Raw genomic sequence first — 22,373 nt, forward strand, 5'->3', positions numbered from 1 at the left:
TCGGCGGGCGGCGCGCACCCGGGGCCGGGCGGCGCCGCCGTGGGAGTCCCCCCGGGTCAGTTGCCCCGCAGGGAGCGGTACGCGGCCACCAGGGCCGCGGTGGAGGGGTCGAGTCCGGGCACGTCGGCTTCGCCGGTCAGGGCGGGTTCGACGCGCTTGGCGAGGACCTTGCCGAGTTCGACGCCCCACTGGTCGAAGGAGTCGATGTTCCACAGGGCGCCCTGGACGAAGACCTTGTGCTCGTAGAGCGCGATGAGCTGGCCGAGGACCGAGGGGGTCAGTTCGGCCGCCAGGACGGTGGTGGTCGGGTGGTCGCCGCGGAAGGTCCGGTGCGGGACCTGCTCCTCGGGCACGCCCTCGGCGCGGACCTCGTCGGCGGTCTTGCCGAAGGCGAGCGCCTGACCCTGCGCGAACAGGTTGGCCATCAGCAGGTCGTGCTGGGCGGTGAGTTCCGCGCTCAGTTCGCCGGCCGGGCGGGCGAAGCCGATGAGGTCCGCCGGTATCAGCTTCGTGCCCTGGTGGATCAGCTGGTAGTACGCGTGCTGCCCGTTGGTGCCGGGCGTGCCCCACACGACGGGGCCGGTCTGCCACTCCACGGGGTGCCCGTCGCGGTCCACGGACTTGCCGTTGGACTCCATGTCCAGTTGCTGCAGGTAGGCGGTGAACTTGGACAGGTAGTGGGAGTACGGCAGGACGGCGTGCGCCTGGGCGTCGAAGAAGTTGCCGTACCAGACGCCGAGCAGTCCGAGGATCAGCGGCGCGTTGGCCTCGGCGGGCGCGGTGCGGAAGTGCTCGTCGACGGTGTGGAAGCCGTCGAGCATCTCACGGAACCGCCGCGGGCCGATGGCGACCATCAGGGAGAGGCCGATCGCCGAGTCGAAGGAGTAACGGCCGCCCACCCAGTCCCAGAACTCGAACATGTTCTCCGGGTCGATGCCGAACTCCGCGACCTTGCCGGTGTTGGTCGACAGGGCGACGAAGTGCCGGGCGACGGCGTTCTCCTCGCCGTCGAGCCCGGCCAGCAGCCAGCTGCGCGCGGAGGTGGCGTTGGTGATCGTCTCGATGGTGGTGAAGGTCTTGGACGCGACGACGAACAGGGTCTCGGCCGGGTCGAGGCCCTGCAGGGCCTCGTGGAGGTCCGCGCCGTCGACGTTGGAGACGAAACGGAACGTCAGCGAGCGGTCGGTGAAGGGGCGCAGCGCCTCGTACGCCATGGCGGGGCCGAGGTCGGAGCCGCCGATGCCGATGTTGACGACGTTCCTGATCCGCTTGCCGGTGTGGCCGGTCCACTCACCGGAGCGCACCCGGTCGGCGAAGGCGGACATCTTGTCGAGCACCGCGTGGACCCGCGGCACGACGTTCTCGCCGTCCACCTCGACGACGGCGTCCCGCGGCGCGCGCAGGGCGGTGTGGAGGACGGCCCTGCCCTCGGTGACGTTGATCTTCTCGCCGCGGAACATGGCGTCGCGCAGCTCGAACACGGCGGTGGCGGCGGCCAGTTCGCGCAGCAGGGCGAGGGTCTCGTCCGTGACCAGGTTCTTGGAGTAGTCGATGCGCAGGTCGCCGACCTCCACCGTGTAGCGCCGCGCGCGTGCGGGGTCCGCCGCGAACAGCTCGCGCAGGTGCGGTCCCGGCCGCGTGGCGGCGCGGTGCTCCGCCAGTGCGGCCCACTGCGGGCGGTGGCTCGGCTTGGGTGTGTCAGGCATCGTCCTTCTCCTGGTTCTCGTGCTGGTGCGCGCGCTGCGGGGGCACCGGGGCGGCCTTCGCGGAACGGGCCCTGGTGGAGGGGGCCTTCGCCGGGAGGGCCTTCGTGCGGGGCGTCTTGACCTGGGTTCGCAGCGCGGCGGCGTAGGCCTCGTCCGGGTCGAGACGGCGGAGCTCCTCCGCGATGAGCTCCGCGGTGGTGCGCACCTTCAGCGCCAGGACGCGGGTGGGCTGTCCGGGGATGGACAGCCGGGCCACGGCGCCCTCGGGGCGGTCGATGAGGATGTCGCCGTGCGGGGTGCGCAGCCGGACCGCGGTCACCACGGGCCCGTCGGTGACGATCCGTTCGACGGGCACGCGCAGCCGGTCGGCGAACCAGCGGGCCAGCAGTTCGGCGCTGGGGTTGTCGGCCTCGCTCTCCACGACCGCGGAGGTGACGCGGGCCTGGGCCTGGTCCAGCGCGGCGGCGAGCATGGAGCGCCACGGCGTCGTCCGGGTCCACGCGAGGTCGGTGTCGCCGGGCGTGTACGCACCGGCCCGGGCCGCCAGTGCCTCCAGCGGCCGGTCGACCGCGTAGGCGTCGGTGATGCGGCGCTGGGCGAGGGCGCCGAGCGGGTCCTTCGCCGGTGCGTCCGGTGCGTCCGCGGGCCACCAGACGACGACGGGGGCGTCGGGCAGCAGCAGCGGCAGGACCACGGAGTCGGCGTGCCCGGCCGCTTCGCCGAACAGCCTCAGCAGCACCGCCTCGCCGGATCCGGCGTCGGAGCCGACGCGGACCTCGGCGTCGACGCGGGAGGGGGTGCGCCGGCCGGTGGTGCGCGAGGGCCGCTTGATGACGACGAGCGTGCGCGAGGGGTGTTCCTGCGCCGCCTGCTCCGCCGCCTTCAGGGCGTCGTGGGCGTTCTCCTCGTCGGTCACGATGACCATGGTCAGGACCATGCCGACGGCGGGGGTGCCGATGGCGCGGCGGCCCTGCACCAGGGCCTTGTTGATGTGGCTTGCCGTGGTGTCGGTCAGGTCGATCCTCATGGCCTGCGCCAGCTCCGTCCGTCTCGTGCGAGCATCTCGTCGGCCTCCGCGGGGCCCCAACTGCCCGCGGTGTACTGCGCGGGCCGTCCGTGCGTGTCCCAGTACCGCTCGATCGGGTCGAGGATCTTCCAGGACTCCTCGACCTCCAGGTGGCGGGGGAAGAGGTTGGCGTCACCGAGCAGGACGTCGAGGATGAGCCGCTCGTACGCCTCGGGGCTGGACTCGGTGAAGGACTCGCCGTAGGCGAAGTCCATCGTCACGTCGCGTATCTCCATCGACGTCCCGGGCACCTTCGAGCCGAAGCGCACCGTGATGCCCTCGTCGGGCTGGACGCGGATGACGATCGCGTTCTGCCCGAGTTCCTGCGTCGCCTCCGGGCCGAACGGGGAGTGCGGGGCGCGCTGGAAGACGACCGCGATCTCGGTGACGCGGCGGCCCAGGCGCTTGCCGGCCCGGAGGTAGAAGGGGACGCCCGCCCAGCGGCGGTTGTCGATGGCCAGCTTGATCGCGGCGTAGGTGTCGGTCCTGGACTCGGCGTCGATGCCGTCCTCCTCCAGGTAGCCGTCCACCTCCTCGCCGCCCTGCCAGCCGTGCGCGTACTGGCCGCGCACGGTGTGCGCGCCCAGGTCGCCGGGGAGCCGGACGGCCTGGAGGACCTTGAGCTTCTCCTGTACCAGCGACTTGGCGTCGAAGGAGGCGGGCTCCTCCATCGCGGTCAGCGCGAGCAGCTGCAGGAGGTGGTTCTGGATGACGTCGCGCGCGGCGCCGATGCCGTCGTAGTAGCCCGCGCGGCCGCCGATGCCGATGTCCTCGGCCATCGTGATCTGCACGTGGTCGACGTAGGAGCGGTTCCACAGCGGCTCGAACATCGTGTTGGCGAAGCGCAGCGCCAGGATGTTCTGGACGGTCTCCTTGCCCAGGTAGTGGTCGATCCGGAAGACCTGCTCCGGGGCGAACACCTCGTGGACGAGGGCGTTGAGTTCCCGCGCGCTGGCCAGGTCGTGGCCGAAGGGCTTCTCGATGACCGCGCGTCGCCAGGAGCCCTCGGGGGCGTCGGTGAGCCCGTGCTTCTTCAGCTGCCGCACGACCTTGGGGAAGAACTTCGGCGGTACGGACAGGTAGAACGCGTAGTTGCCGCTGGTCCCCCGGGTGGCGTCCAGCTCGTCCACGGTGACGGCGAGCTGCTTGAACGCGACGTCGTCGTCGAAGTCGCCGGGGATGAAGCGCATGCCCTCGGCGAGCTGCTGCCAGACCTCCTCGCGGAACGGCGTCCGGGCGTGCTCGCGGACCGAGTCGTGCACGACCTGGGCGAAGTCCTGGTCCGCCCAGTCGCGGCGGGCGAAGCCGACGAGCGAGAAGCCCGGCGGCAGCAGCCCGCGGTTGGCCAGGTCGTACACCGCCGGCATCAGCTTCTTGCGGGACAGGTCACCCGTCACGCCGAAGATCACCAGACCGGACGGGCCCGCGATGCGCGGCAGCCGCCGGTCGGACGGATCGCGCAGGGGGTTGGGCCACGGGGTGGTGGCGGGTGCGGTCGGGTCCTTGCTCATCGCGCGTCGGCTCCCTTGCCGTTCAGTGCTGTTCCGATGGCCTGCAGCAGTTCGGCCCAGGCCGCCTCGAACTTCGCCACGCCTTCGTCCTCCAGTTGCCGGACGACCTCGTCGAGGGGGATGCCCAGTCGTTCCAGGGCCGTCAGGTCGGCGCGGGCCCGGTCGTGGCGGCCGGTGACGGTGTCGCCGTCGACGCGGCCGTGGTCGGCGACGGCGTCGAGCGTCGCCTCCGGCACGGTGGTGACCGTTCCGGGCGCGACGAGTTCCTCGACGTAGCGGGTGTCCCGGTACGCCGGGTCCTTCACGCCCGTGGAGGCCCACAGCGGCCGCTGCTCGTGGGCGCCCGCCGCGGCGAGCGCGGCCCAGCGGTCGCCGGTGAAGAACTCCCGCTGCGCCCGGTACGCCAGCCGGGCATTGGCGAGCGCCGCCCTGCCCTTCAGGCCCGACGCCTCGTCCGTGCCCAGCTCCGTCAGCCGCCGGTCGACCTCCGTGTCGACGCGGGAGACGAAGAAGGAGGCGACGGAGTGCACGGTGGACAGGTCGATCCCGGCCGCACGCGCCTTCTCCAGACCGGTCAGGTAGGCCTCCATGACCTCGCGGTGGCGCTCCGGCGAGAAGATCAGCGTGACGTTCACGCTGATGCCGAGGCCGGTGACCTCCGTGATGGCGGGCAGGCCCTCCGCGGTCGCCGGGATCTTGACCATCACGTTGGGGCGGTCGACCAGCCAGGCGAGCTGCCGGGCCTCGGCGACGGTAGCCCGCGTGCGGTGGGCCAGGCGCGGGTCGACCTCGATCGACACCCGGCCGTCCCGGCCGCCGGTCGCCTCGTACACGGGTCGCAGGAGGTCGGCCGCGGCACGCACGTCGGCGGCGGTCATCATGCGGACGGCTTCGTCCGGGGTGACGCCGCGCGCGGCCAGGTCGGCGAGCTCTTCCCGGTAGTCCTCCCCCGAGCCGATGGCGGCACGGAAGATGGACGGATTCGTGGTGACGCCCACCACACGTCCCGATGCGACGAGTCGGGCGAGGTCGCCGGAGGCGATGCGTCTGCGCGACAGGTCGTCCAGCCAGACCGAGACTCCCTCGGCGGCCAGTCGCTGCAACGGTTCCGCGGTTGCGGTTGGTTCTTCGTTCACTGTGATCATCTTCTTTCTGCGCTCGCGTCAACCGCGGCGGACCCCAAAGGATTCCCGGCTGTGGGGAGCCGTGTTTCCGCAGGTGACCGAGGTGTTCCTCCCCGCGGGCATGACAGCGCGGGCCCCGGGAATGTGACGAGCGACGAAGATCACGCCGCGCATGGGTGCCGCGCGGGCCCGCCGGCCCTTGCCCGCCGCCTGTCCCCGCGACGACGTGTCATGCGGATACGCTCCGCCCGGCACCGACGAGGTCGCCGGAGACGTACTCCTGCTCGGACGCCACCACGCGCGGGCCTTCGGCCGCCCACAGCCGCAGCCGGGCGTCGTGCAGCCAGTACGCCGCAATTGCTGCGGAAACATCCATGATGTCTGCTATCTCCTGATAGGTGAAACCTTCAACGGCCGCGAGGTACACGGCGAACCGCTGCTCCTTCGGCAGCGTGAGGAGTGCGGCCCGGACGTCCGCCTCGGACAGCAGGACGAACTCGTCCAGCGCGGACATCCGCACCCCCTCCGGGATCCCGGACTCCGGCGGCAGCACGCACACCTCCGGGTGGGGGCCGACGAACGCCGAGGCCAGGAGGTCGTAGAGCCAGGCCCGGTGGTCGATGCCGTCGAGGAGGCGCGGGAACGCGGCGTACGCCCGGGTGAACACCTCCAGGACGAGTTCCTCCGCCTCGGCCGGGTCGCCCGTGACGCCCAACGCGGCCCGGTACACGGGGTCGAGGAGGGTCAGCACGTCACGCTCGAAGCGGGCCTCGCGCCCGGTGGAACCGTCCTCGTCCCCGACGGCCGGCCGCACCGGCCCCTCGGCGGCCTGCCAGGCCTGCGGGGCGCGGACGGTCCTGCGGTGGCGGCCGCCCCCGGGAGCCGTACCGCTCCCCCGCACGTACGGTTCACCGTCGACGCTCCGGCCCCGGTGCCGGCCACCGCCCGGGCCGGACGCCGCGTACCGGATTCCTGCGGTGGACTGGGCGTTCGTCAGCGACTGAGGCATGTGCGTCTCTTTCCGGGATGACTTGCGGGGTCGGTACGGTCGCGCGGGCAGGGTGGCCACGCCGCACGGCTCGGCATTAATTGCTTCGCGTAGCAAATATATATCCTTCGCGAAGCAAGTAAAGTGGGGGCATGCAGGATGCCGCACACCGCCCGGAATCCGACCCGGATCTGCCAAATCCGCTCAATCCGGACGAAGAAGCCCTCATGCGGTCCCTCAGCCGTGTCATCTACGCCCTGCCCCGCGCACTGGACGCCGACATGACCCACGAGCAGCGGCTCCCCCTCATCGAGTACCGGGCGATGATGAACCTCTCGGAGGCGCCCGGGCGGCGGATGCGGATGAGCGACCTCGCCGCCGCCTGCGAGATGTCGCTCAGCGGCATGACGGGCGTGGTGCGCCGGCTGGAGGGCCAGGGATTCATCCGGCGGGTCAGGTGCGAGCGGGACGCCCGGGGCTCGAACGCCGTCCTCAACGACGCCGGGCTGGCCCGCCTGGAGGAGGCATGGCCGACCCACCTGGCCTCCATGCGCCGCCACTTCCTGGACCACCTCGCGGGTCTCGACCTCCGGGCGCTCGGCGCGGCGCTGCGTGGCGCGGCGACCTGACTCCGCCCCTTTCCCGAGGTCAGAGCCGCGCCGACGCACCCGTACCCCCGCAGCAGTGCGGGGACCTGATCTCGCGCCGCCCCGTCCGGGACGTGCATACTCAGGCCCTGCGGGCGCGCCGGCACCCGCGACGATCGGGAGGTACGCGATGGTGTCGTCGTCAGGGACGGAATCCCGGAGGGTCACGATCCATGACGTCGCCCGGTCCGCGGGGGTGTCCCGGCAGACCGTGTCGCGGGCGCTCAACGACAAGGACGAGATCGACGGCGCCACCAAGCAGCGTGTGCTGGAGGCCGCCCGCGAGCTCGGCTACCGGCCGAGCCGGTTCGCCCGCGGCCTGGTCCGGCAGGACACCACCACGATCGGGCTGGTCATCCCCGACCTGCTCAACCCGTTCTTCACCGAGGTCGCCGCGGCCGCGCTGGAGGCGGCCCGGGCGCGCGGCTGGCACGTCGTCGTCTACGACACCGGGGACCGGGCCGAGGAGGAGTTCGGCACCCTGCAGGTGATCGCCTCGCAAGTGGACGCGGTCGTCGGCTACTTCAGCTGCTCCGAGCACGACCTCGAACGCTTCACCCGCGGAGTGCCCGTGGTGCTCATCGGGCGTGAGCACCACACGGCGCGGTTCAGCTCGATCCGCATCGACGGCGAGGAGGGCGTCAACGCCGCGGTCGCGCACCTGGTCGCCGCGGGCCACCGGCACATCGGCATGCTCGACCACGACGGCCGTGCCGAGCCGAGCGTCCGGCGCGAGTGGTTCGCCGCGGCCGCGGCGGCCCACGGTATCGACGCGGCCAGGGTGGTCGGGGCCGCCCAGTCGGCCGACGGCGGCGGGACGGCGCTCAGGAAGCTGCTGGCCGAGCATCCCGACGTCACCGCGGTCTTCACCTTCAACGACATCATCGCCATCGGCGCCCTGCGCGAGGCGCGCCGGCTCGGCAGGGCCGTCCCCGAGGACCTCGCCGTGGTGGGCTTCGACGGACTGCAGCTCGGCACGCTCGTCGAGCCCCCGCTGTCCAGCGTCGCGCTCGACACGCGCCGGCTCGGCGCGCTCGCCATCGACCAGGTCGCACGGCTGCTGACCGGGCTGGAGCCGCTCGGGGCCGACGACCTCGTCGTCCGCGCCGAACTGCGGCTGAGCGGCTCCGCTTAACCTGCCGGACCCGTGTGCGCCGCAAAGTCTTGACACTTGACGGCGCCGGAGCGCACACTTCCGAACAATTCTCAATGGCCCCGTGAGCGTTCACGTGAACGCTCACGTGAACGCTCACGGGACCGGAACACGTGGTTTTGCCCAACCTTGCGAAGGCGCTCGGTGCGTGCACCGGAACCCGTCGCTCCCCCTGTCCCTTCTCTCCAGCACGGCCCGCCTGAGGTGTCAACGTCGACCCGGCTGGCGCCCACGCCAGTCGTCCTCCGGAACGGAAACCATGAGCAGCACAGTCACGCGCATCCGCGTCGCCGCCGTCGCCGCGGCAGCCAGCATCGCCGTACTCGCCGGATGCTCATCGCCGGCCCCTTCGGGTGACAGCGCATCGGCAGACGCCTGCGCGCCCGCGAAGGGCAAAGTCACCCTCCAGTACTGGAACACCGTTCCCGGCATGGACGAAGTCGTCGCGCTGTGGAACAAGAAGAACCCGAACATCCAGGTCGAGACGAAGAACATCTCCAACGACCAGTACGGCACCATCGGCAACGCCCTCAAGGCGGGCAAGGCGCCGGACCTCGCCCAGGTCGGCTACGACGAACTGCCCAACCTGCGCAGCCAGGACGCCTTCGCGGACGCCTCCGCCTGCAAGGCGGCCACCGACGCCAAGTCGGCGTTCGTGCCCTGGACCTGGTCGCAGGCCAGCTTCGGCGGCACCGGGGTGTTCGCCATCCCGCAGGACACCGGCCCGATGGCCCTCTACGTGCGCAGCGACATCTTCAAGAAGCACGGCCTGGAGATCCCCAAGACCTGGGACGAGTACGCGACCGAGGCGCAGAAGCTGCACAAGGCGGACCCGAACCTCAGCATGACGTTCTTCGACCCGAACAACGCCGAGTGGTTCAACGGTCTCCTCTGGCAGAACAGCGCCGAGATGTACTCCTACTCCGGCGACAAGTGGCACGTCGCCGTCGAGTCCGAGCAGAGCAAGCAGGTCGCCGACTACTGGCAGAAGCTGATCGACGCCAAGCTGGTGCGGACCGACCTCGCCCATGGCTCGACGCAGATGTACACGGCGTACCAGAAGGACCAGATCGCCACCTACGTCGGCGCCGCCTGGGGCTACAGCATGTTCCGCGACAACCTCCCCAAGCAGGCCGGCAAGTGGTCGATCGTGCCGATGCCGACCTGGGGTTCGAGCGCCGCGTCCGGCGACTGGGGCGGCTCCACCGTCGCCTTCATGAAGGGCGGCAAGCACCCGTACGAGTCGGTCAAGTTCAACACCTGGCTGAACACCGACCCCGAGGCCCTCGCGCTGGAGAACAAGCTGGGCGGCCTCTACCCGGCGGCCACCGCCGGTCTGGCGCTCCCCGCGCTCTCCCAGGGCGTGGCCTACTACGACAACGAGAAGATCTTCGACGTCTTCGCCGAGTCGTCCAAGAACATCGACACCGAGTTCACCTGGGGCCCGACCCAGAAGACGGTCAACCTGGCGCTCCAGGACGCGATGGCCAAGGCGACCGCCGGTGACGGCACCGTCGCCGACGCTCTCACGGCCGCCCAGGACGCCGCGCTGAAGTCCATGAAGGACCAGGCGATCCCGGCCACGGCGGGCAAGTGACCGTCGCATGACCGACCTCGCAACCCGCGCGACGCGCGGGGTGGCGACCACCGAGGGCCGCCGTCGCCGCCACAACGGCGGCGGCCCCCGGGCGGGCACCATCGCCGCGTTCGTGACCCCGTTCTTCCTGCCGTTCGTCCTCTTCTACCTGGTGCCGATCGGCTACGCGCTCTGGCAGAGCCTGCTCGTCGTGCGCCGCACCGGCGGCCAGTACGGCACGTCGTACACGACCTTCGGCGGTCTGGAGCAGTACACGCAGGTCTTCCAGAACACCGAGTTCTGGGGCAGCATCGGCCGCATCGGGCTGTTCGGCATCGTGCAGGTGCCGGTGATGCTCTTCGTGGCGCTGGTCATGGCGCTGCTGCTCGACACCCCCCTGCTGAAGCTCAAGGCGTTCTTCCGCATCTCGGCGTTCATGCCGTACGCCGTGCCCGGCGTCATCGCCGCGATCATGTGGTCGTACCTCTACTCGCCGCAGATCAGCCCGGTCGTCGACCTGCTCAAGGGCGTCGGCCTCCAGCCCGACTTCCTCGGTCCGGGTGCCGTGCTGTGGTCGGCGGCGAACGTGTCGACCTGGCTGTGGACCGGCTACAACATGCTGATCATGTTCTCCGCGCTGCAGTCGATCCCGCAGGAGCTCTACGAGGCCGCCAAGCTCGACGGCGCCAGCAACTGGGCGATCGCGTGGCGGATCAAGGTGCCGATCATCGCCCCGTCGGTCGTCCTGACCACGGTGTTCTCCATCATCGGCACGCTGCAGCTGTACGCCGAGCCGGCGGTGCTCCGCCAGATCTCCTCGAACATCTCGAGCACCTTCACCCCGAACATGCTCGCGTACACGGTGGCCTCCGGGAACAACTACCAGCAGGCGGCGGCGATCTCCGTGGTCATCGCCGTGATCACCTTCGTCTTGAGCTTCGGGTTCATGCGACTGACCTCGAAGAGGGCCGGACTGTGAGCGACCAGACCCCGATCCGCGAGAGCCGCGTCAGCCGCACGGCCGCCACGGCCCTGATGTTCCTGCTGGCGGTCTACTTCCTGCTGCCGGTCTACTTCCTGGTCGTGGCGGCGACGAAGCCGCAGGGCGACCTCGCCTCCACCAACGGCCTGGCGTTCTCGCACTTCGACCTCTTCGCCAACCTCGACACCCTCTTCACCCGCAGCGACGGCATCTTCGGGCGCTGGGCGCTGAACAGCGTGCTGTACGCGGTGCTGGGCGCGGCGGTCGGCACCCTGATCTCGGCGCTGTGCGGCTACGCGCTCGCCAAGTTCCCCTTCCGGGGCCGCGAGTTCCTCTTCTCCGTCATCCTCGGCGGGATCCTCGTACCGACCACCGCGCTCGCGCTGCCGCTGTTCCTGCTGTTCTCGGCGACCGGGCTCGTCAACACCTACCTCGCGGTGTTCCTGCCCAGCATCGTCAGCCCGTTCGGCGTCTACCTGGCCCGGATCTTCGCCGCGTCGGCCGTCCCCCAGGAGATCCTGGAGTCGGCGCGCCTCGACGGGGCCGGGGAGTTCCGGACGTTCTTCTCGGTGGCGTTCAAGCTGATGACGCCCTCGCTGGTGACCATCTTCCTGTTCCAGTTCGTCGCGATCTGGAACAACTTCTTCCTGCCGATGGTGATGCTGCAGAAGGAGTCGCTCTTCCCGATCACGCTCGGCCTGTACCAGTGGAACGGCCAGACCGCCCGCGCCCCGCTCCTGCAGGAGTCGGTAATCACCGGTTCGCTGGTCTCGATCGTGCCCGTCATCCTCGTGTTCATCCTCCTCCAGCGGTTCTGGCGCACCGGACTGGCCGCCGGCTCGCTCCGCTAGCCCCGCGCCGGCACCCCTGCCCTCCCTCGCCCTTCCCTCCCCCCGCCGCCCCGCCAGCACAGAAGGTCCCGTTGCCATGCCCCGATCCGCCGTCTTCGTGCCCCACTTCCACTGGGACCGGGAATGGTACGAGCCCTTCCAGGTGTTCCGGCACCGGCTCGTCACCGCCCTGGACACCGTGCTGGAGACGGCCGAGACGAACCCGGACTTCCGCTTCACCGTCGACGGGCAGATGGCCGCGGTCGAGGACTACCTAGAGATGCGGCCGGAGAACCGCGAGCGCGTCACGGCCCTGGTCGCCGAGGGCCGGCTCGCGATCGGGCCGTGGCTGATCCTGCTCGACGAGTTCCTCTGCTCGGGCGAGACCATCGTCCGCAACCTGCAGATGGGGTGGGCGGCCGCGGCGGAGCTGGGCGGCTCCATGCCCATCGGCTACCTCCCGGACATGTTCGGCCACGTCGCACAGATGCCGCAGATCCTGGCGCGCGCCGGGATCGAGCACGCGGCGCTGTGGCGCGGGGTGCCCGGCTCCGTCGACGGCCACGCCTTCCGCTGGCGCGCCCCCGACGGCTCGGAGGTGCGCACCGAGTTCCTCTTCGACGGTTACGACAACGGCCTCGACGTCCTGCTGGTGCCCGATCAGATCGGGCGCGCGCTGGGCGAGTACGCGGAGATGACGGCCGGGCGGTGGGGCGACGACCCGGTGCTCGCGATGGCCGGCACCGACCACAACGCGCCGGACCCGCGCCTCGCGGAGTGGCTGCGGCAGGCCTCGGGCGAGGGACGCACCATCACCATCGCCACGCTCGACGAGTACATCCGGGAGCACGCGCGCGACGAGGTCCCGGCCGTCGTCACCGGTGAACTGCGCAGCCACGTACGCGGCAACATCCTCCCGGGCGTGCTCTCGGTACGCCGCGGGCTCAAGCGCCGGATGGCCGTCGCCGAGCGCACCGTCGACCACGCCGAGCGGCTGAACGCGCTGTGGTCCGGACGTGACGACGCGCCGTTCCTGTCGCTCGCCTGGCACAAGATCATCGAGTCGAGCGCCCACGACTCGGTCGTCGGCTCCGGCACGGACGAGACCGCCGACCAGGTCGACGCACGGCTCGCCGAGGCCGCGCACGCCGCGCGCGCCGTACGGGACGCGGCGCTGGCCGGACCCGCCGCCCGCGTGCCGAGCGACGGCCACCTGGTCGCCAACCCGCTGACGGTCCCGCGCACGACGCTGGTCGAGGTCGACGTGGTGGCCCCGCCCGAGGGGACCGTCCTCGTCGCGACCGCGGCCGACGGCTCGGAGCACCCCGTACAGCTGGTCGCGCAGGCGCCGACCGTGCTCAGCGACGAGCGCATGGACGCCTCGCAGCTCGAACGGGTGCTGCGCCGCATCCACCGCCGCGAGCTGTTCGGCCGCCAGATCGACCACTACGAGCTCACCGCGGGGTCGCTCGTCTTCCACCTCACCGAGGTGCCCTCCAGCGGTCCGTTCGACCTGCTGATCCTGCGCCGCGAGGTCGCCGCCGCTGCCGCCGCGCACCCGGGTGAGTGGCGGGTGCTGACGCTGGAGGAGGCACGGGCGACCGCCCTGGTGCCGGTCGCCGTCCCCGCCTCCGGGCTCGCGAGCTTCACGGTCGCGCCGGCCGGGCGGGCGCCCGCACCGGGGACCGCCTTCGCGCCGGCGACGGCGACGGCCGGGTCGCTGTCGAACGGGCTGGCCGAGGTCGTGATCGCCGCCGACGGCACCCTGGAGGTGACCGGGGCGGACGGAACCGTGCTGCGCGGGGTCGGCCGTCTCGTCGACGGCGGTGACCGCGGCGACAGCTACAACTACGGCCCGCCGGCCCACGACCTGCTCGTCTCGGAGCCGACGGAGGTCGCCGTCGAACTCCTCGAGAACGGCCCGCTGCGGTCGCGGGTGCGCGTCACCCGCGTGTACCCGTGGCCCGCCGCGCTCTCCCCCGACCGCGACGTACGCGGTGACCGGATCGTGCCGACGCCGGTGGAGACCCTGGTGGAGCTGCGCGCGGGCGAGCCCTTCGTGCGCGTCACCACGTCGTTCCTGAACCAGGCCGCCGACCACCGGCTGCGCTTCCACGTCCCGCTCCCCCGGCCGGCGGCCGGCTCGGCGTCGGCCGGGCAGTTCGCCGTCACCGAGCGCGGGCTGACCGCCGAGGGCGGCTGGGGCGAGTACCCGATCCCGACCTTCCCCGCGAGCACCTTCGTGTCGGCCGACGCGGCCACCGTGCTGCTCGACCACGCCACCGAGTACGAACTCACCGCCGGGGGCGCCGAACTCGCCGTGACCCTCCTGCGCGCGATCGGCTCGATCAGCGTCAACATCCATCCGCTCCGCGACGAGCCGGCGGCGAGCGAGATCCCCACGCCGGGGGCGCAGGACCTCGGGGTGCGCGTCGAGAACCGCTTCGCCGTCCTGCCGTCGGCGACCGGCTGGCAGGCCGCGGACGCGGTCGCCCTCGCCGAGGAGTTCCGCAACGACGTGCTGGTCACCCGCGGTACGGCGCCGGCGGGTGGGCAGTTGCCCCCCGACGCGGCCGGCGTGCGGGTCGACGGCACGGACGTCTTCGTCTCCAGCGTCCGCCGCGTCACGGGCGACGACCTCGTTGCCGGCACCGAGGTGCGGCTGGTGGCGATGAGCGACACGGGCTCCACGGCCCGCGTCACCGGCGCGTTCGGCCGGGTGACCACGGTCGACCTGCTCGGCCGGCCGCTGGCCACCGCATCCGCGGAGGGCGCACTCGAACTCGCCCTCGGCCCGTGGGAGATCCGGACGATCGTGCTCAGGTAGCCGCGGTCGCGGCCGTGACCCCGACCGCGGTCGTGACCGCACACCGGATCCCCTTTCGCTACCAAGAAAGAGTTGTGACCTCTTGCCCTCCGAGCTCTCCGCGTATGTTTCGGACACCACCCCAGGGCGTGGCGCGCTGCGTCCGGCGCGCTCGTGGCTGCACTCCGACGCCCCCTCCCGCTCGCTCAACGGGCACTGGCGGTTCCGTCTGTCGCCCACGGCGACGGCGGCGGACGACTTCGCGGCCGAAGGATTCGACGACGGCGGCTGGGACGACATCCCGGTGCCCTCCCACTGGGTGCTCCAGGGAGACGGGGCCTACGGCCGGCCCATCTACACCAACATCCAGTTCCCCTTCCCCATCGACCCGCCCCACGTGCCGGACGAGAACCCGACCGGCGACTACCGCCGTCACTTCGACCTGCCGGCCGACTGGTCGCGGGCCGAGCGGGTCGTGCTGCGCTTCGACGGCGTGGAGTCGCTCTTCAAGGTGTGGGTGAACGGCGACGAGGTCGGCAGTGCCTCGGGCAGCCGGCTGGCCCACGAGTTCGACGTGACCGCGTCCGTGCGCCCGGGCGACAACCTCGTGGCCGTGCGCGTGCACCAGTGGTCGGCGGCGAGCTACCTCGAGGACCAGGACCAGTGGTGGCTGCCGGGCATCTTCCGCGACGTCACCCTGATCGCGCGGCCGGTCGGGGGCATCGAGGACGTCTGGCTGCGCACCGGGTTCGAGCGGGGGCGCGGCCGGATCGACCCGGAGGTCACCGCGGAGGCGGCGGCGTTCCCGGTCACCCTCCGCATCCCCGAGCTCGGCGTCGAGCGGGTCTGGGGCTCCGCGGCCGAGGTGGCCCCGTTCGAGGTCGACGGTGTGGAGCCCTGGTCGGCCGAGGTGCCGCGGCGGTACGAGGTCACCGTGGCCTCGGCGGCGGAGACCGTCACGGTGCGGACGGGCTTCCGCACGGTCGAGATCAGCGGCGACCGGTTCCTGGTCAACGGCCGCCGCGTCGTCTTCCACGGGATGAACCGCCACGAGACCCACCCCGAGCGCGGCCGTGTCTTCGACGAGGAGCACGCGCGCGAGGACCTGGCGCTGATGAAGCGGTTCAACGTCAACGCGATCCGCACCAGCCACTACCCGCCGCATCCGCGGCTGCTCGACCTCGCCGACGAACTCGGGTTCTGGGTCGTCCTCGAGTGCGACCTGGAGACGCACGGCTTCGACAAGGTCGGCTGGGCCGGGAACCCCAGCGACGACCCGGCGTGGCGGGAGGCGTACCTGGACCGGATCCGGCGCACCGTCGAACGGGACAAGAACCACCCCAGCATCGTGCTCTGGTCGCTCGGCAACGAGGCGGGCACCGGCGCCAACCTCGCCGCGATGTCGGCCTGGGTGCACGCCCGCGACGCGGGACGCCCCGTGCACTACGAGGGCGACCACACCGGCGCGTACACGGACGTCTACTCGCGCATGTACGCCTCGGTGCCGGAGACCGAGCAGATCGGGACCGACGGCTCGCGCACCCCGCTGCAGGACTGCACCCCCTCGCAGGGCGCACGGCAGCGCACCAAGCCGTTCCTGCTGTGCGAGTACGCCCACGCGATGGGCAACGGGCCGGGCGCCCTCGACCAGTACGAGGCGCTGGTGCACCGGCATCCGCGCCTGCACGGCGGCTTCGTCTGGGAATGGCGCGACCACGGCATCCTGACGACGGCCCCGGACGGCAGGCCCTACTACGCCTACGGCGGCGACTTCGGGGAGGTCGTGCACGACGGCAACTTCGTGATGGACGGGATGGTGCTCAGCGACGACGTCCCGACCCCCGGCCTCCACGAGTTCAAGGCGGTCGTGCAGCCGGTCCGCTTCACCTTCGAGGCGGGCGACGACGAGGGCGACCGCGTGGTGACGATCACCAATCTGCGGCACTCGGCCGACACCGCCGACCTGCGCTTCCGCTGGCGCGTCGAGCACGACGGGACGCCCGTGGACGCCGGGGACCTGGACGTGCCCGTCGTCGTGGCGGGCGGGTCGGCGCGCGTGCCGCTGCCGCGTATCGCGGTGTCGCGGGATGCGGAGACCTGGCTCACCCTGGACGCGGTCCTGGCGGCCGGCACCGCGTGGGCGAGCGAGGGCCATGTGGTCGCGACCGCCCAGCTGGACCGTTCGGCCCGACGTGCCGTGCCCGCCGTCCGTCTTCCGGCCGACTGGCGGCGGAGCGAGGGGACGCTGACGCTCGGCATCGCCGAGTTCGCCGGCGGGGACCTGGTACGGCTCGCCGGCCGCGCCGTGGCGGGCCCGCGGCTGGAACTGTTCCGTGCCCCGACCGACAACGACGAGGGCACCTCGGGGGTGGCCGAGGAGAGCGACGCCCACGTCCCCGGGGTCTCCAACGCCGAACTCTGGCGTGGCGAAGGCCTGGACCGGCTGACCACGCGGGTGCTGTCGGTGGAGACCGCCACGGACGCGCTGCGGACCGTCGCCAGGGTGTCCGCGGCGAACACCGCGTCGTCGGTGACGGTGGAGACCGTCTGGTCCCTCCAGGGGGACGAGCTCGAACTGCGGGTGGAGATCCAGCCGTCGGGCGGCTGGACGACCGTGTGGCCGCGCATCGGCGTCCGTTTCGACCTGCCCGACGGCGCCGCCCCCGTCGACGGCGCCGAGTGGTTCGGCCTGGGCCCGCACGAGTCCTACCCCGACAGCCTCCGCGCGGCGCGCACCGGCCGCTTCTCCGCCGGCGTCGACGAGCTCTCCGTCGCCTACGCGCGCCCCCAGGAGACCGGGCACCGCTCCCGCCTGCGACGGCTGGAACTGACCAGTGGCGGCGCCGGAGTGCTGCGCTTCGTGGCCGTCCCGGACGGACAGGGGCGCCTCCCCGGCTTCACGCTCAGCCGCCACACACCGCAGCAGATCGCCCGGGCGGCGCACCCGTTCGAGCTCCCGGAGTCGGCGACCAGTCACCTGTTCGTCGACGCGGCCCAGCACGGCCTCGGCTCCCGGGCGTGCGGGCCCGACGTGTGGCCCGAGTTCGCGCTGCGCCCGGAGTCCCGGACGATCAGGCTCCGCATCACGGCGGGCTGAAGTCCCCCTGGCGGAAGGCCGCGACGAGCGGCCTTCTGCCAGGGTGGTGGCATGAAATACCTGGTGCTGATGTACGCCGACCCCGCGGCGACCGAGGCGATGACCGCCGAGGAGCGCTCCGAGGTGTTCCGCCGGCACGACGAGCTGCACAAGGATCTCGCGGACACCGGCGAGCTGCTGAACGGGGCCGGACTCGCCTACCCCAGGGACACCACGACGATCCGGCTGCGCGGGGACGGCACGACGACGGCGGACGGACCGCTCGCGGAGGCGAGGGAGCAGGTGACCGCCTACTACGTGGTCGACTGCGCGAGCCCGGAACGTGCGAGGGAGATCGCCGGCCGGGTCGTCGACTTCCACGTCGTGGCGGTCGAGGTGCGCCCCGTCCACGACTCGTTCGGGATGGAGGGGAACTGACCGGACGTCACAGCGGCGCGGCAGGCGTGGGGGGTCCCCTCCGTCCTGGGTTCAGCCCAGTCCGCAGCGATCCACGACTCGTCCGGTCGGTCGATCATGTTCGGAGCCGGATGACGAGAGCTGCTGCGGTGGCGGTGCCGAGGAAGGCGTAGCCCAAAGATCACATCGGGAGCCGGCCGGTGGATCGAGGCTGGGTGGTTCCCGGACCGGTTCGGGCCACTGCCTGCCGTGCATCGGTGCCGCTCGCCGCGTCCGGCCCATACCGCCGTACCCTGCGTGGGGCGAGTCCTTGCCACATCGCCAATAGGCGCATATGCTCCAATTTATTAGCCGACCGGTCTACTATTAGGACATTCCCATGGACCTGAAGCTCGAAGTCATCGTGCTGCCCGTGTCCGACGTCGATCGGGCCAAGGCCTTCTACGAGCAGGCGGGATTCCGTCTGGATCTCGACAAGGCCCCCAGTGAGGACTGGCGTGGGGTGCAGTTCACACCGCCCGGCTCCGAGGGCTCGATCATCTTCGGCAAGGGGATCACATCCGCCGCGCCGGGTTCGGCGCAGGGCCTGTACCTGATCGTCTCCGACATCGAGAAGGCCCACGCGGAGCTCGTCGGCCGCGGCATCACCCTCAGCGAGATCTTCCACGACGCCGGCGGACTCCTCTACCACGGCCACGACGCCGGAGAGGCCACCCACCGGATCGAGGGCCAGGAGCGGCTCACGGGCCCGCACCCCGACCGCGCCTCCTACGGCTCCTTCGCCACTTTCAGCGACCCCGACGGCAACGGCTGGGTGCTCCAGGAGATCACGCAGCGGCTCCCCGGCCGCTGACACCAGGCCGGCCGCCCCGGGGCGCCACGGGCCCAGACCAGCCCGCGCGGCAGCCGGGCCCTCCCAGCCCTCGGGCGCAGCCCCGACACCGTCGGCGGGCCGGATTCCAGCACCGAGCGCACATGCTCCTCGCTGTCCAGGTCCCGGCCACGCCATGACGCCCGAGAAACTTTGCGTAAGGAAATTCTCATGAACATGACTCCCATAGAGCCGCCCGCGCAAGAAGGCTCCGGCCCGAAGCCGGCCTCACACCGTGCCCGGCGCGGGTTCTCGCGACGCGCCTTCGTCGGCGGCGCGGCTGCTTCCGCTGCTGCCGCCGCCGGGATCTCGCTGGTCGGCGGATTGACGCCGTCCGCCACAGCCGCCCCCTCCATGCGCAGGCCGAGTGGTTTCGGCTCGGTCTCCACCGCTCCGATGCTCCCGGCGGGGTTCACCAAGACGTTCTCCAGCAGGTTCGTGCGGGCCGGCGGGCTGCGTCAGCACGTGGTCATCGGAGGTGACGGCCCGCCGCTGCTGCTGGTGCACGGCTGGCCGCAGAACTGGTACGCCTGGCGCATGGTCATGCCGGCGCTGGCCCGGGACTTCACGGTCGTCGCAGTCGACCAGCGCGGTATCGGGCTGACCGACAAGCCTCAGGACGGGTACGACACCCGCACCATCGCCAACGACCTGGTCGCGCTGATGGACGCGCTCGGCCACCGGCGGTTCGCCGTGGTCGGCACCGACACCGGAATGCCGATCGGCTACGCGCTGGCCTCGGATCACCCGGACCGGGTCGCCGCCGTGGCCCTCGGCGAGGTCCCCGGCCCTCCGGGAGCGCGTCCCTCACCGCCCCTGTTCATCGACGACGCCACCAACAACCACCTCTGGCACATCCCCTTCAACCGGGTCGACAGCAAGGTGACCGAACAACTCGTCAGCGGACGGGAGGACATCTTCTTCGGCTACGAGTTCGACATCCAGGCCGGCAGCAACAAGCTGCCCCGCTACGCGCGCGACTACTACGTCCGTCTGCTCTCCAACCCCGAGTCCCTGCGTGGCAGCTTCGAGTTCTACCGGGCGTGGGGCGTTTGGAGCACGCAGAACGCGGAGCGCGCGAAGAAGAAGCTGACGATGCCCGTCCTGGGGATCGGCGGAGCGGAAGCCGCGGGCGAGAAGGTAGGGGAGGCGATGAAGCCCCTCGCGGAGGACGTGCAGACCGTGTCCATCCCCGGCGCCGGCCACTGGTTCGCCGAGCAGGCCCCCGAGGCCACGGTGGCGGCACTGACCGCGTTCCTGGCCCCGTACCGCGCATCCGCCTCGCGTCGCTAGCGGCCAATGCCCGGACTTCTGGGCAGGCCCCTGACGAGACAGGAACGAGCTCGACCGGCGTGGTCACAGCCACAGCTCTTCACCGAAGAGCTTCGTCGGTCCGCCCGTCTCCTGCCCTGGTCCCACGGCCACGACCTCTGATTGTGGCCGTCCTGCCCGCCGGGTACCCCGGCGGGCAGGGGCCGGGGGCGAACGCCACCTGATGGCGCAGCCGCACCCGGCCGGCACGGGGGGCCGCACAGCGTCGTGCGGCCCCCTTCGGGCGGAGGCCGTGTCCGGGCGGCTGCCCCGACACGGTCCGCCCGCCGTCTGCCCCGCAGCGGCGGAGTCCTCACCTTCCCCGACGGGAGTCATGGATGTTCTCCGACATAGGCCCGCTCGAAGTCGTCACACTGATCGTGCTGGCCGTCATTCTGGTCGGGCCCGACAAGCTCCCCAAGATGGTGTCCGACACCGTGCGGACCCTGCGCAGGATCCGCGAGCTTTCGCAGAGCGCGCAGGTCGCCATCCGCAGCGAACTGCCCCCTGAGCTACAGGACCTGACCTCCGGGGATCTCAACCCGAAGGCACTTCTGACCAAACACCTGCCCACTGCCGAGAGCCTGGGTCTGGGCCTTACCGAGCTGACCTCCGACTTCGACCGTGAGGGACAACCGCCGGCCGGCCCCCCGGCACCGCCCCGGAAGAACCCCGGCCCGATTCCCGTGACCACCGACCACCGGCCCCAAGCAGGCACCAGCGCGGAGCACCCCAGGGACCACTGACGGCAATCCACCCACCAGCCCTCGCCGTCGGCCCCGCGCCGTCGGCCCGGCCGGTCGGCACATCCCTCAACACCCGGGACAAGCGTCCCCCATCCACCGGCCGCCAGGCCACCCGTACAGGAGCGCCGCTCCCGTGTCCCTCAGTACTCCAGAAAAGGAAACGCCCATGTTCGGCAGGCTCGGAGCCCCCGAGATCATCCTCATCCTCGTCGTCGTCCTGCTCCTCTTCGGTGCCAAGCGCCTTCCCGACATGGCCCGTTCCTTCGGGCAGTCCCTGCGGATCCTCAAGAGCGAGACCAAGGCCATGCACAGGGACGATGCGGCCGCGGACGCCCCCTCAACCAGCGCTGCCGCCCCTGTCCTGCACCCCGCACCCGACTCCCGGCACACCGCCCACCGAGCAGCCGAGGAAACCACCCCTGATCGACGCTGATGCGCCCAGTCCACCGACCGACACATGCGCGACCCGGTGCCGCGCAGGATGAGACCGGGAGTGTCCCATGCCCACCCTGACGACGCCCGACGCGGCGCGGATGCCCCTGGCAGAGCACCTGCGCGAGCTACGCAACCGCCTGATCAAGGCCGTCGGAGCAATCCTCCTCGTGACAGTCGTCGCGGCCCTCTTCTACCGGCAGCTGATCGGATTCCTCATCGACCCCCTGCCAGGCTGCACTCCAGGCCGACTGACCGGCCACGACAACGCAGGGCACTGCGGCCTGATCTCCCTCAACGGACTTCTCTCACCCTTCAGCCTCGCACTGAAAGTGTCCATCACCGCAGGAGTCATCGCCTCCAGCCCGGTATGGCTCTACCAACTGTGGGCCTTCGTCGCACCGGCACTCCACCGCAACGAGAAGAAGTACACACTCGCCTTCCTCGGAGCCGGCATCCCCCTGTTCCTCACAGGCGCCGCCGTGGCCTACTGGACACTCCCGACCACAGCACGAGTACTGATCTCCTTCACCCCCGACAACGCCACCAACCTCCTACCCGTCGACGACTTCCTCGACCTGGCCACCCGCATGGTCCTCGTCTTCGGCCTCTCCTTCGAACTCCCCCTCCTCCTCGTACTGCTGAACCTCGGCGGCATCATCACCGCACGCCGAATGACCGGCTGGTGGCGCGCCATGCTCATGGGCATCACCCTCTTCGCCGCGATCGCCACCCCCAGCACCGACCCCCTCAGCATGCTCCTGCTCGCCGCACCGATCAGCCTGCTCTACCTGGCAGCCTGCGCCATCGCCTGGTGCAACGACCACCGACGCGGACGCACCGGCAGCGCCGGGCCGGACGAAAGCCCGGAGGACGTCCCAGCATCCTCCTTGGACCTGACACCGGCGCCCGTCGAACCCCCCGAGAACATCGGCGTCAGCCGACCGTGACGCGGCCCTTGTGACGCCCGGCGGCCCGCCGCCCCGCGGCAGGGTGTCCGATGAGGGGCTGTCGGTGTTGATCACGGTGAGACAGGCGGTCCGCACGACCATCGTCAGCGAGATGCGGCCGGGATCGGCCGCCGGATGGCCGTCGCGGTCCAGGGGCGCGGTGACCAGGCGGAGGGCGCCG

The 22,373-nt window shown here is 71.3% G+C and carries 18 protein-coding genes; 13 read left to right on the plus strand and 5 right to left on the minus strand.

Annotation, left to right across the window (positions count from 1 at the left end; genetic code table 11):
- Window positions 1–56 precede the first annotated feature (56 nt).
- From pgi to ACFV3E_RS26545, 5 genes are all read right to left on the minus strand, one after another.
- A complete protein-coding gene (gene pgi / locus ACFV3E_RS26525; protein ID WP_500536914.1) occupies window positions 57–1,706 on the minus strand; it encodes a glucose-6-phosphate isomerase in 1,650 nt (549 codons plus the stop codon).
- A complete protein-coding gene (gene opcA, locus ACFV3E_RS26530; protein ID WP_500536915.1) occupies window positions 1,699–2,733 on the minus strand; it encodes a glucose-6-phosphate dehydrogenase assembly protein OpcA in 1,035 nt (344 codons plus the stop codon). Before opcA ends, pgi begins: the two co-directional genes overlap by 8 nt.
- Window positions 2,730–4,283, minus strand: coding sequence for a glucose-6-phosphate dehydrogenase (gene zwf, locus ACFV3E_RS26535; RefSeq protein WP_500536916.1), 1,554 nt, complete (start codon window positions 4,281–4,283; stop codon window positions 2,730–2,732). The genes opcA and zwf overlap by 4 nt, the downstream gene beginning before the upstream one ends.
- Entirely contained in the window at window positions 4,280–5,428 is a 1,149-nt protein-coding gene (gene tal / locus ACFV3E_RS26540; protein ID WP_500536917.1) for a transaldolase, read from the minus strand. Before tal ends, zwf begins: the two co-directional genes overlap by 4 nt.
- A gap of 208 nt (window positions 5,429–5,636) precedes the next feature.
- On the minus strand, window positions 5,637–6,416 hold the full coding sequence (locus tag ACFV3E_RS26545; protein ID WP_500536918.1) for an RNA polymerase sigma factor: 780 nt from the start codon (window positions 6,414–6,416) through the stop codon (window positions 5,637–5,639).
- 131 nt (window positions 6,417–6,547) lie between these two features.
- Here ACFV3E_RS26545 and ACFV3E_RS26550 point away from each other — a divergent pair, with 131 nt between their 5' ends.
- The 13 genes from ACFV3E_RS26550 (at window position 6,548) to tatC (ending at window position 22,192) form a co-directional block, all read left to right on the plus strand.
- Window positions 6,548–7,024: a MarR family winged helix-turn-helix transcriptional regulator gene (locus tag ACFV3E_RS26550; protein WP_500536919.1), complete on the plus strand. Its 477-nt coding sequence runs from the start codon at window positions 6,548–6,550 to the stop codon at window positions 7,022–7,024.
- Window positions 7,025–7,172: 148 nt separating this feature from the next.
- The gene (locus ACFV3E_RS26555; protein WP_500536920.1) at window positions 7,173–8,177 is read left to right on the plus strand and encodes a LacI family DNA-binding transcriptional regulator; all 1,005 of its coding nucleotides are present in this window, start codon (window positions 7,173–7,175) and stop codon (window positions 8,175–8,177) included.
- Window positions 8,178–8,454: 277 nt separating this feature from the next.
- Window positions 8,455–9,792 (plus strand): ABC transporter substrate-binding protein, encoded by a 1,338-nt coding sequence (locus ACFV3E_RS26560; RefSeq protein WP_500362686.1) that lies wholly within the window; start codon window positions 8,455–8,457, stop codon window positions 9,790–9,792.
- A 7-nt stretch (window positions 9,793–9,799) separates the two neighbouring features.
- Complete coding sequence (locus ACFV3E_RS26565; RefSeq protein WP_500536921.1) at window positions 9,800–10,750, plus strand: carbohydrate ABC transporter permease; 951 nt, start codon at window positions 9,800–9,802, stop codon at window positions 10,748–10,750.
- Window positions 10,751–10,806: 56 nt separating this feature from the next.
- Window positions 10,807–11,604 carry a carbohydrate ABC transporter permease gene (locus ACFV3E_RS26570; protein WP_500372544.1) on the plus strand — a complete coding sequence of 266 codons (798 nt, stop codon included), beginning with the start codon at window positions 10,807–10,809 and terminating at the stop codon, window positions 11,602–11,604.
- 76 nt (window positions 11,605–11,680) lie between these two features.
- A complete protein-coding gene (locus ACFV3E_RS26575) occupies window positions 11,681–14,410 on the plus strand; it encodes a glycoside hydrolase family 38 N-terminal domain-containing protein (protein ID WP_500536922.1) in 2,730 nt (909 codons plus the stop codon).
- A gap of 82 nt (window positions 14,411–14,492) precedes the next feature.
- The gene (locus ACFV3E_RS26580; RefSeq protein WP_500536923.1) at window positions 14,493–17,486 is read left to right on the plus strand and encodes a glycoside hydrolase family 2 TIM barrel-domain containing protein; all 2,994 of its coding nucleotides are present in this window, start codon (window positions 14,493–14,495) and stop codon (window positions 17,484–17,486) included.
- A 51-nt stretch (window positions 17,487–17,537) separates the two neighbouring features.
- Window positions 17,538–17,903 (plus strand): YciI family protein, encoded by a 366-nt coding sequence (locus ACFV3E_RS26585; protein ID WP_500536924.1) that lies wholly within the window; start codon window positions 17,538–17,540, stop codon window positions 17,901–17,903.
- Between the two features lie 358 nt (window positions 17,904–18,261).
- The gene (locus ACFV3E_RS26590) at window positions 18,262–18,735 is read left to right on the plus strand and encodes a VOC family protein (RefSeq protein WP_500536925.1); all 474 of its coding nucleotides are present in this window, start codon (window positions 18,262–18,264) and stop codon (window positions 18,733–18,735) included.
- Window positions 18,736–18,924: 189 nt separating this feature from the next.
- A complete protein-coding gene (locus tag ACFV3E_RS26595; protein ID WP_500536926.1) occupies window positions 18,925–20,046 on the plus strand; it encodes an alpha/beta fold hydrolase in 1,122 nt (373 codons plus the stop codon).
- Between the two features lie 356 nt (window positions 20,047–20,402).
- Window positions 20,403–20,810: a twin-arginine translocase TatA/TatE family subunit gene (locus ACFV3E_RS26600; RefSeq protein ID WP_500536927.1), complete on the plus strand. Its 408-nt coding sequence runs from the start codon at window positions 20,403–20,405 to the stop codon at window positions 20,808–20,810.
- Window positions 20,811–20,976: 166 nt separating this feature from the next.
- The gene (gene tatA / locus ACFV3E_RS26605; protein ID WP_500536928.1) at window positions 20,977–21,243 is read left to right on the plus strand and encodes a Sec-independent protein translocase subunit TatA; all 267 of its coding nucleotides are present in this window, start codon (window positions 20,977–20,979) and stop codon (window positions 21,241–21,243) included.
- A 67-nt stretch (window positions 21,244–21,310) separates the two neighbouring features.
- Window positions 21,311–22,192: a twin-arginine translocase subunit TatC gene (tatC, locus tag ACFV3E_RS26610; protein WP_500536929.1), complete on the plus strand. Its 882-nt coding sequence runs from the start codon at window positions 21,311–21,313 to the stop codon at window positions 22,190–22,192.
- The last annotated feature ends 181 nt before the right edge of the window (window positions 22,193–22,373 follow it).

This window comes from Streptomyces sp. NPDC059718, assembly GCF_042733315.1.
Taxonomy (GTDB): Bacteria; Actinomycetota; Actinomycetes; order Streptomycetales; family Streptomycetaceae; genus Actinacidiphila.

Coding starts and splice junctions, on each gene's coding strand:
- tatC (WP_500536929.1), top strand. CDS start 21,311: ATGCCCACCCTGACGACGCCCGACGCGGCGCGGATGCCCCTGGCAGAG.
- ACFV3E_RS26560 (WP_500362686.1), top strand. CDS start 8,455: ATGAGCAGCACAGTCACGCGCATCCGCGTCGCCGCCGTCGCCGCGGCA.
- zwf (WP_500536916.1), bottom strand. CDS start 4,283: ATGAGCAAGGACCCGACCGCACCCGCCACCACCCCGTGGCCCAACCCC.
- ACFV3E_RS26585 (WP_500536924.1), top strand. CDS start 17,538: ATGAAATACCTGGTGCTGATGTACGCCGACCCCGCGGCGACCGAGGCG.
- ACFV3E_RS26555 (WP_500536920.1), top strand. CDS start 7,173: ATGGTGTCGTCGTCAGGGACGGAATCCCGGAGGGTCACGATCCATGAC.
- ACFV3E_RS26590 (WP_500536925.1), top strand. CDS start 18,262: ATGGACCTGAAGCTCGAAGTCATCGTGCTGCCCGTGTCCGACGTCGAT.
- tal (WP_500536917.1), bottom strand. CDS start 5,428: ATGATCACAGTGAACGAAGAACCAACCGCAACCGCGGAACCGTTGCAG.
- ACFV3E_RS26550 (WP_500536919.1), top strand. CDS start 6,548: ATGCAGGATGCCGCACACCGCCCGGAATCCGACCCGGATCTGCCAAAT.
- ACFV3E_RS26600 (WP_500536927.1), top strand. CDS start 20,403: ATGTTCTCCGACATAGGCCCGCTCGAAGTCGTCACACTGATCGTGCTG.
- ACFV3E_RS26565 (WP_500536921.1), top strand. CDS start 9,800: ATGACCGACCTCGCAACCCGCGCGACGCGCGGGGTGGCGACCACCGAG.
- ACFV3E_RS26595 (WP_500536926.1), top strand. CDS start 18,925: ATGAACATGACTCCCATAGAGCCGCCCGCGCAAGAAGGCTCCGGCCCG.
- ACFV3E_RS26570 (WP_500372544.1), top strand. CDS start 10,807: ATGTTCCTGCTGGCGGTCTACTTCCTGCTGCCGGTCTACTTCCTGGTC.
- ACFV3E_RS26575 (WP_500536922.1), top strand. CDS start 11,681: ATGCCCCGATCCGCCGTCTTCGTGCCCCACTTCCACTGGGACCGGGAA.
- pgi (WP_500536914.1), bottom strand. CDS start 1,706: ATGCCTGACACACCCAAGCCGAGCCACCGCCCGCAGTGGGCCGCACTG.
- opcA (WP_500536915.1), bottom strand. CDS start 2,733: ATGAGGATCGACCTGACCGACACCACGGCAAGCCACATCAACAAGGCC.
- tatA (WP_500536928.1), top strand. CDS start 20,977: ATGTTCGGCAGGCTCGGAGCCCCCGAGATCATCCTCATCCTCGTCGTC.
- ACFV3E_RS26545 (WP_500536918.1), bottom strand. CDS start 6,416: ATGCCTCAGTCGCTGACGAACGCCCAGTCCACCGCAGGAATCCGGTAC.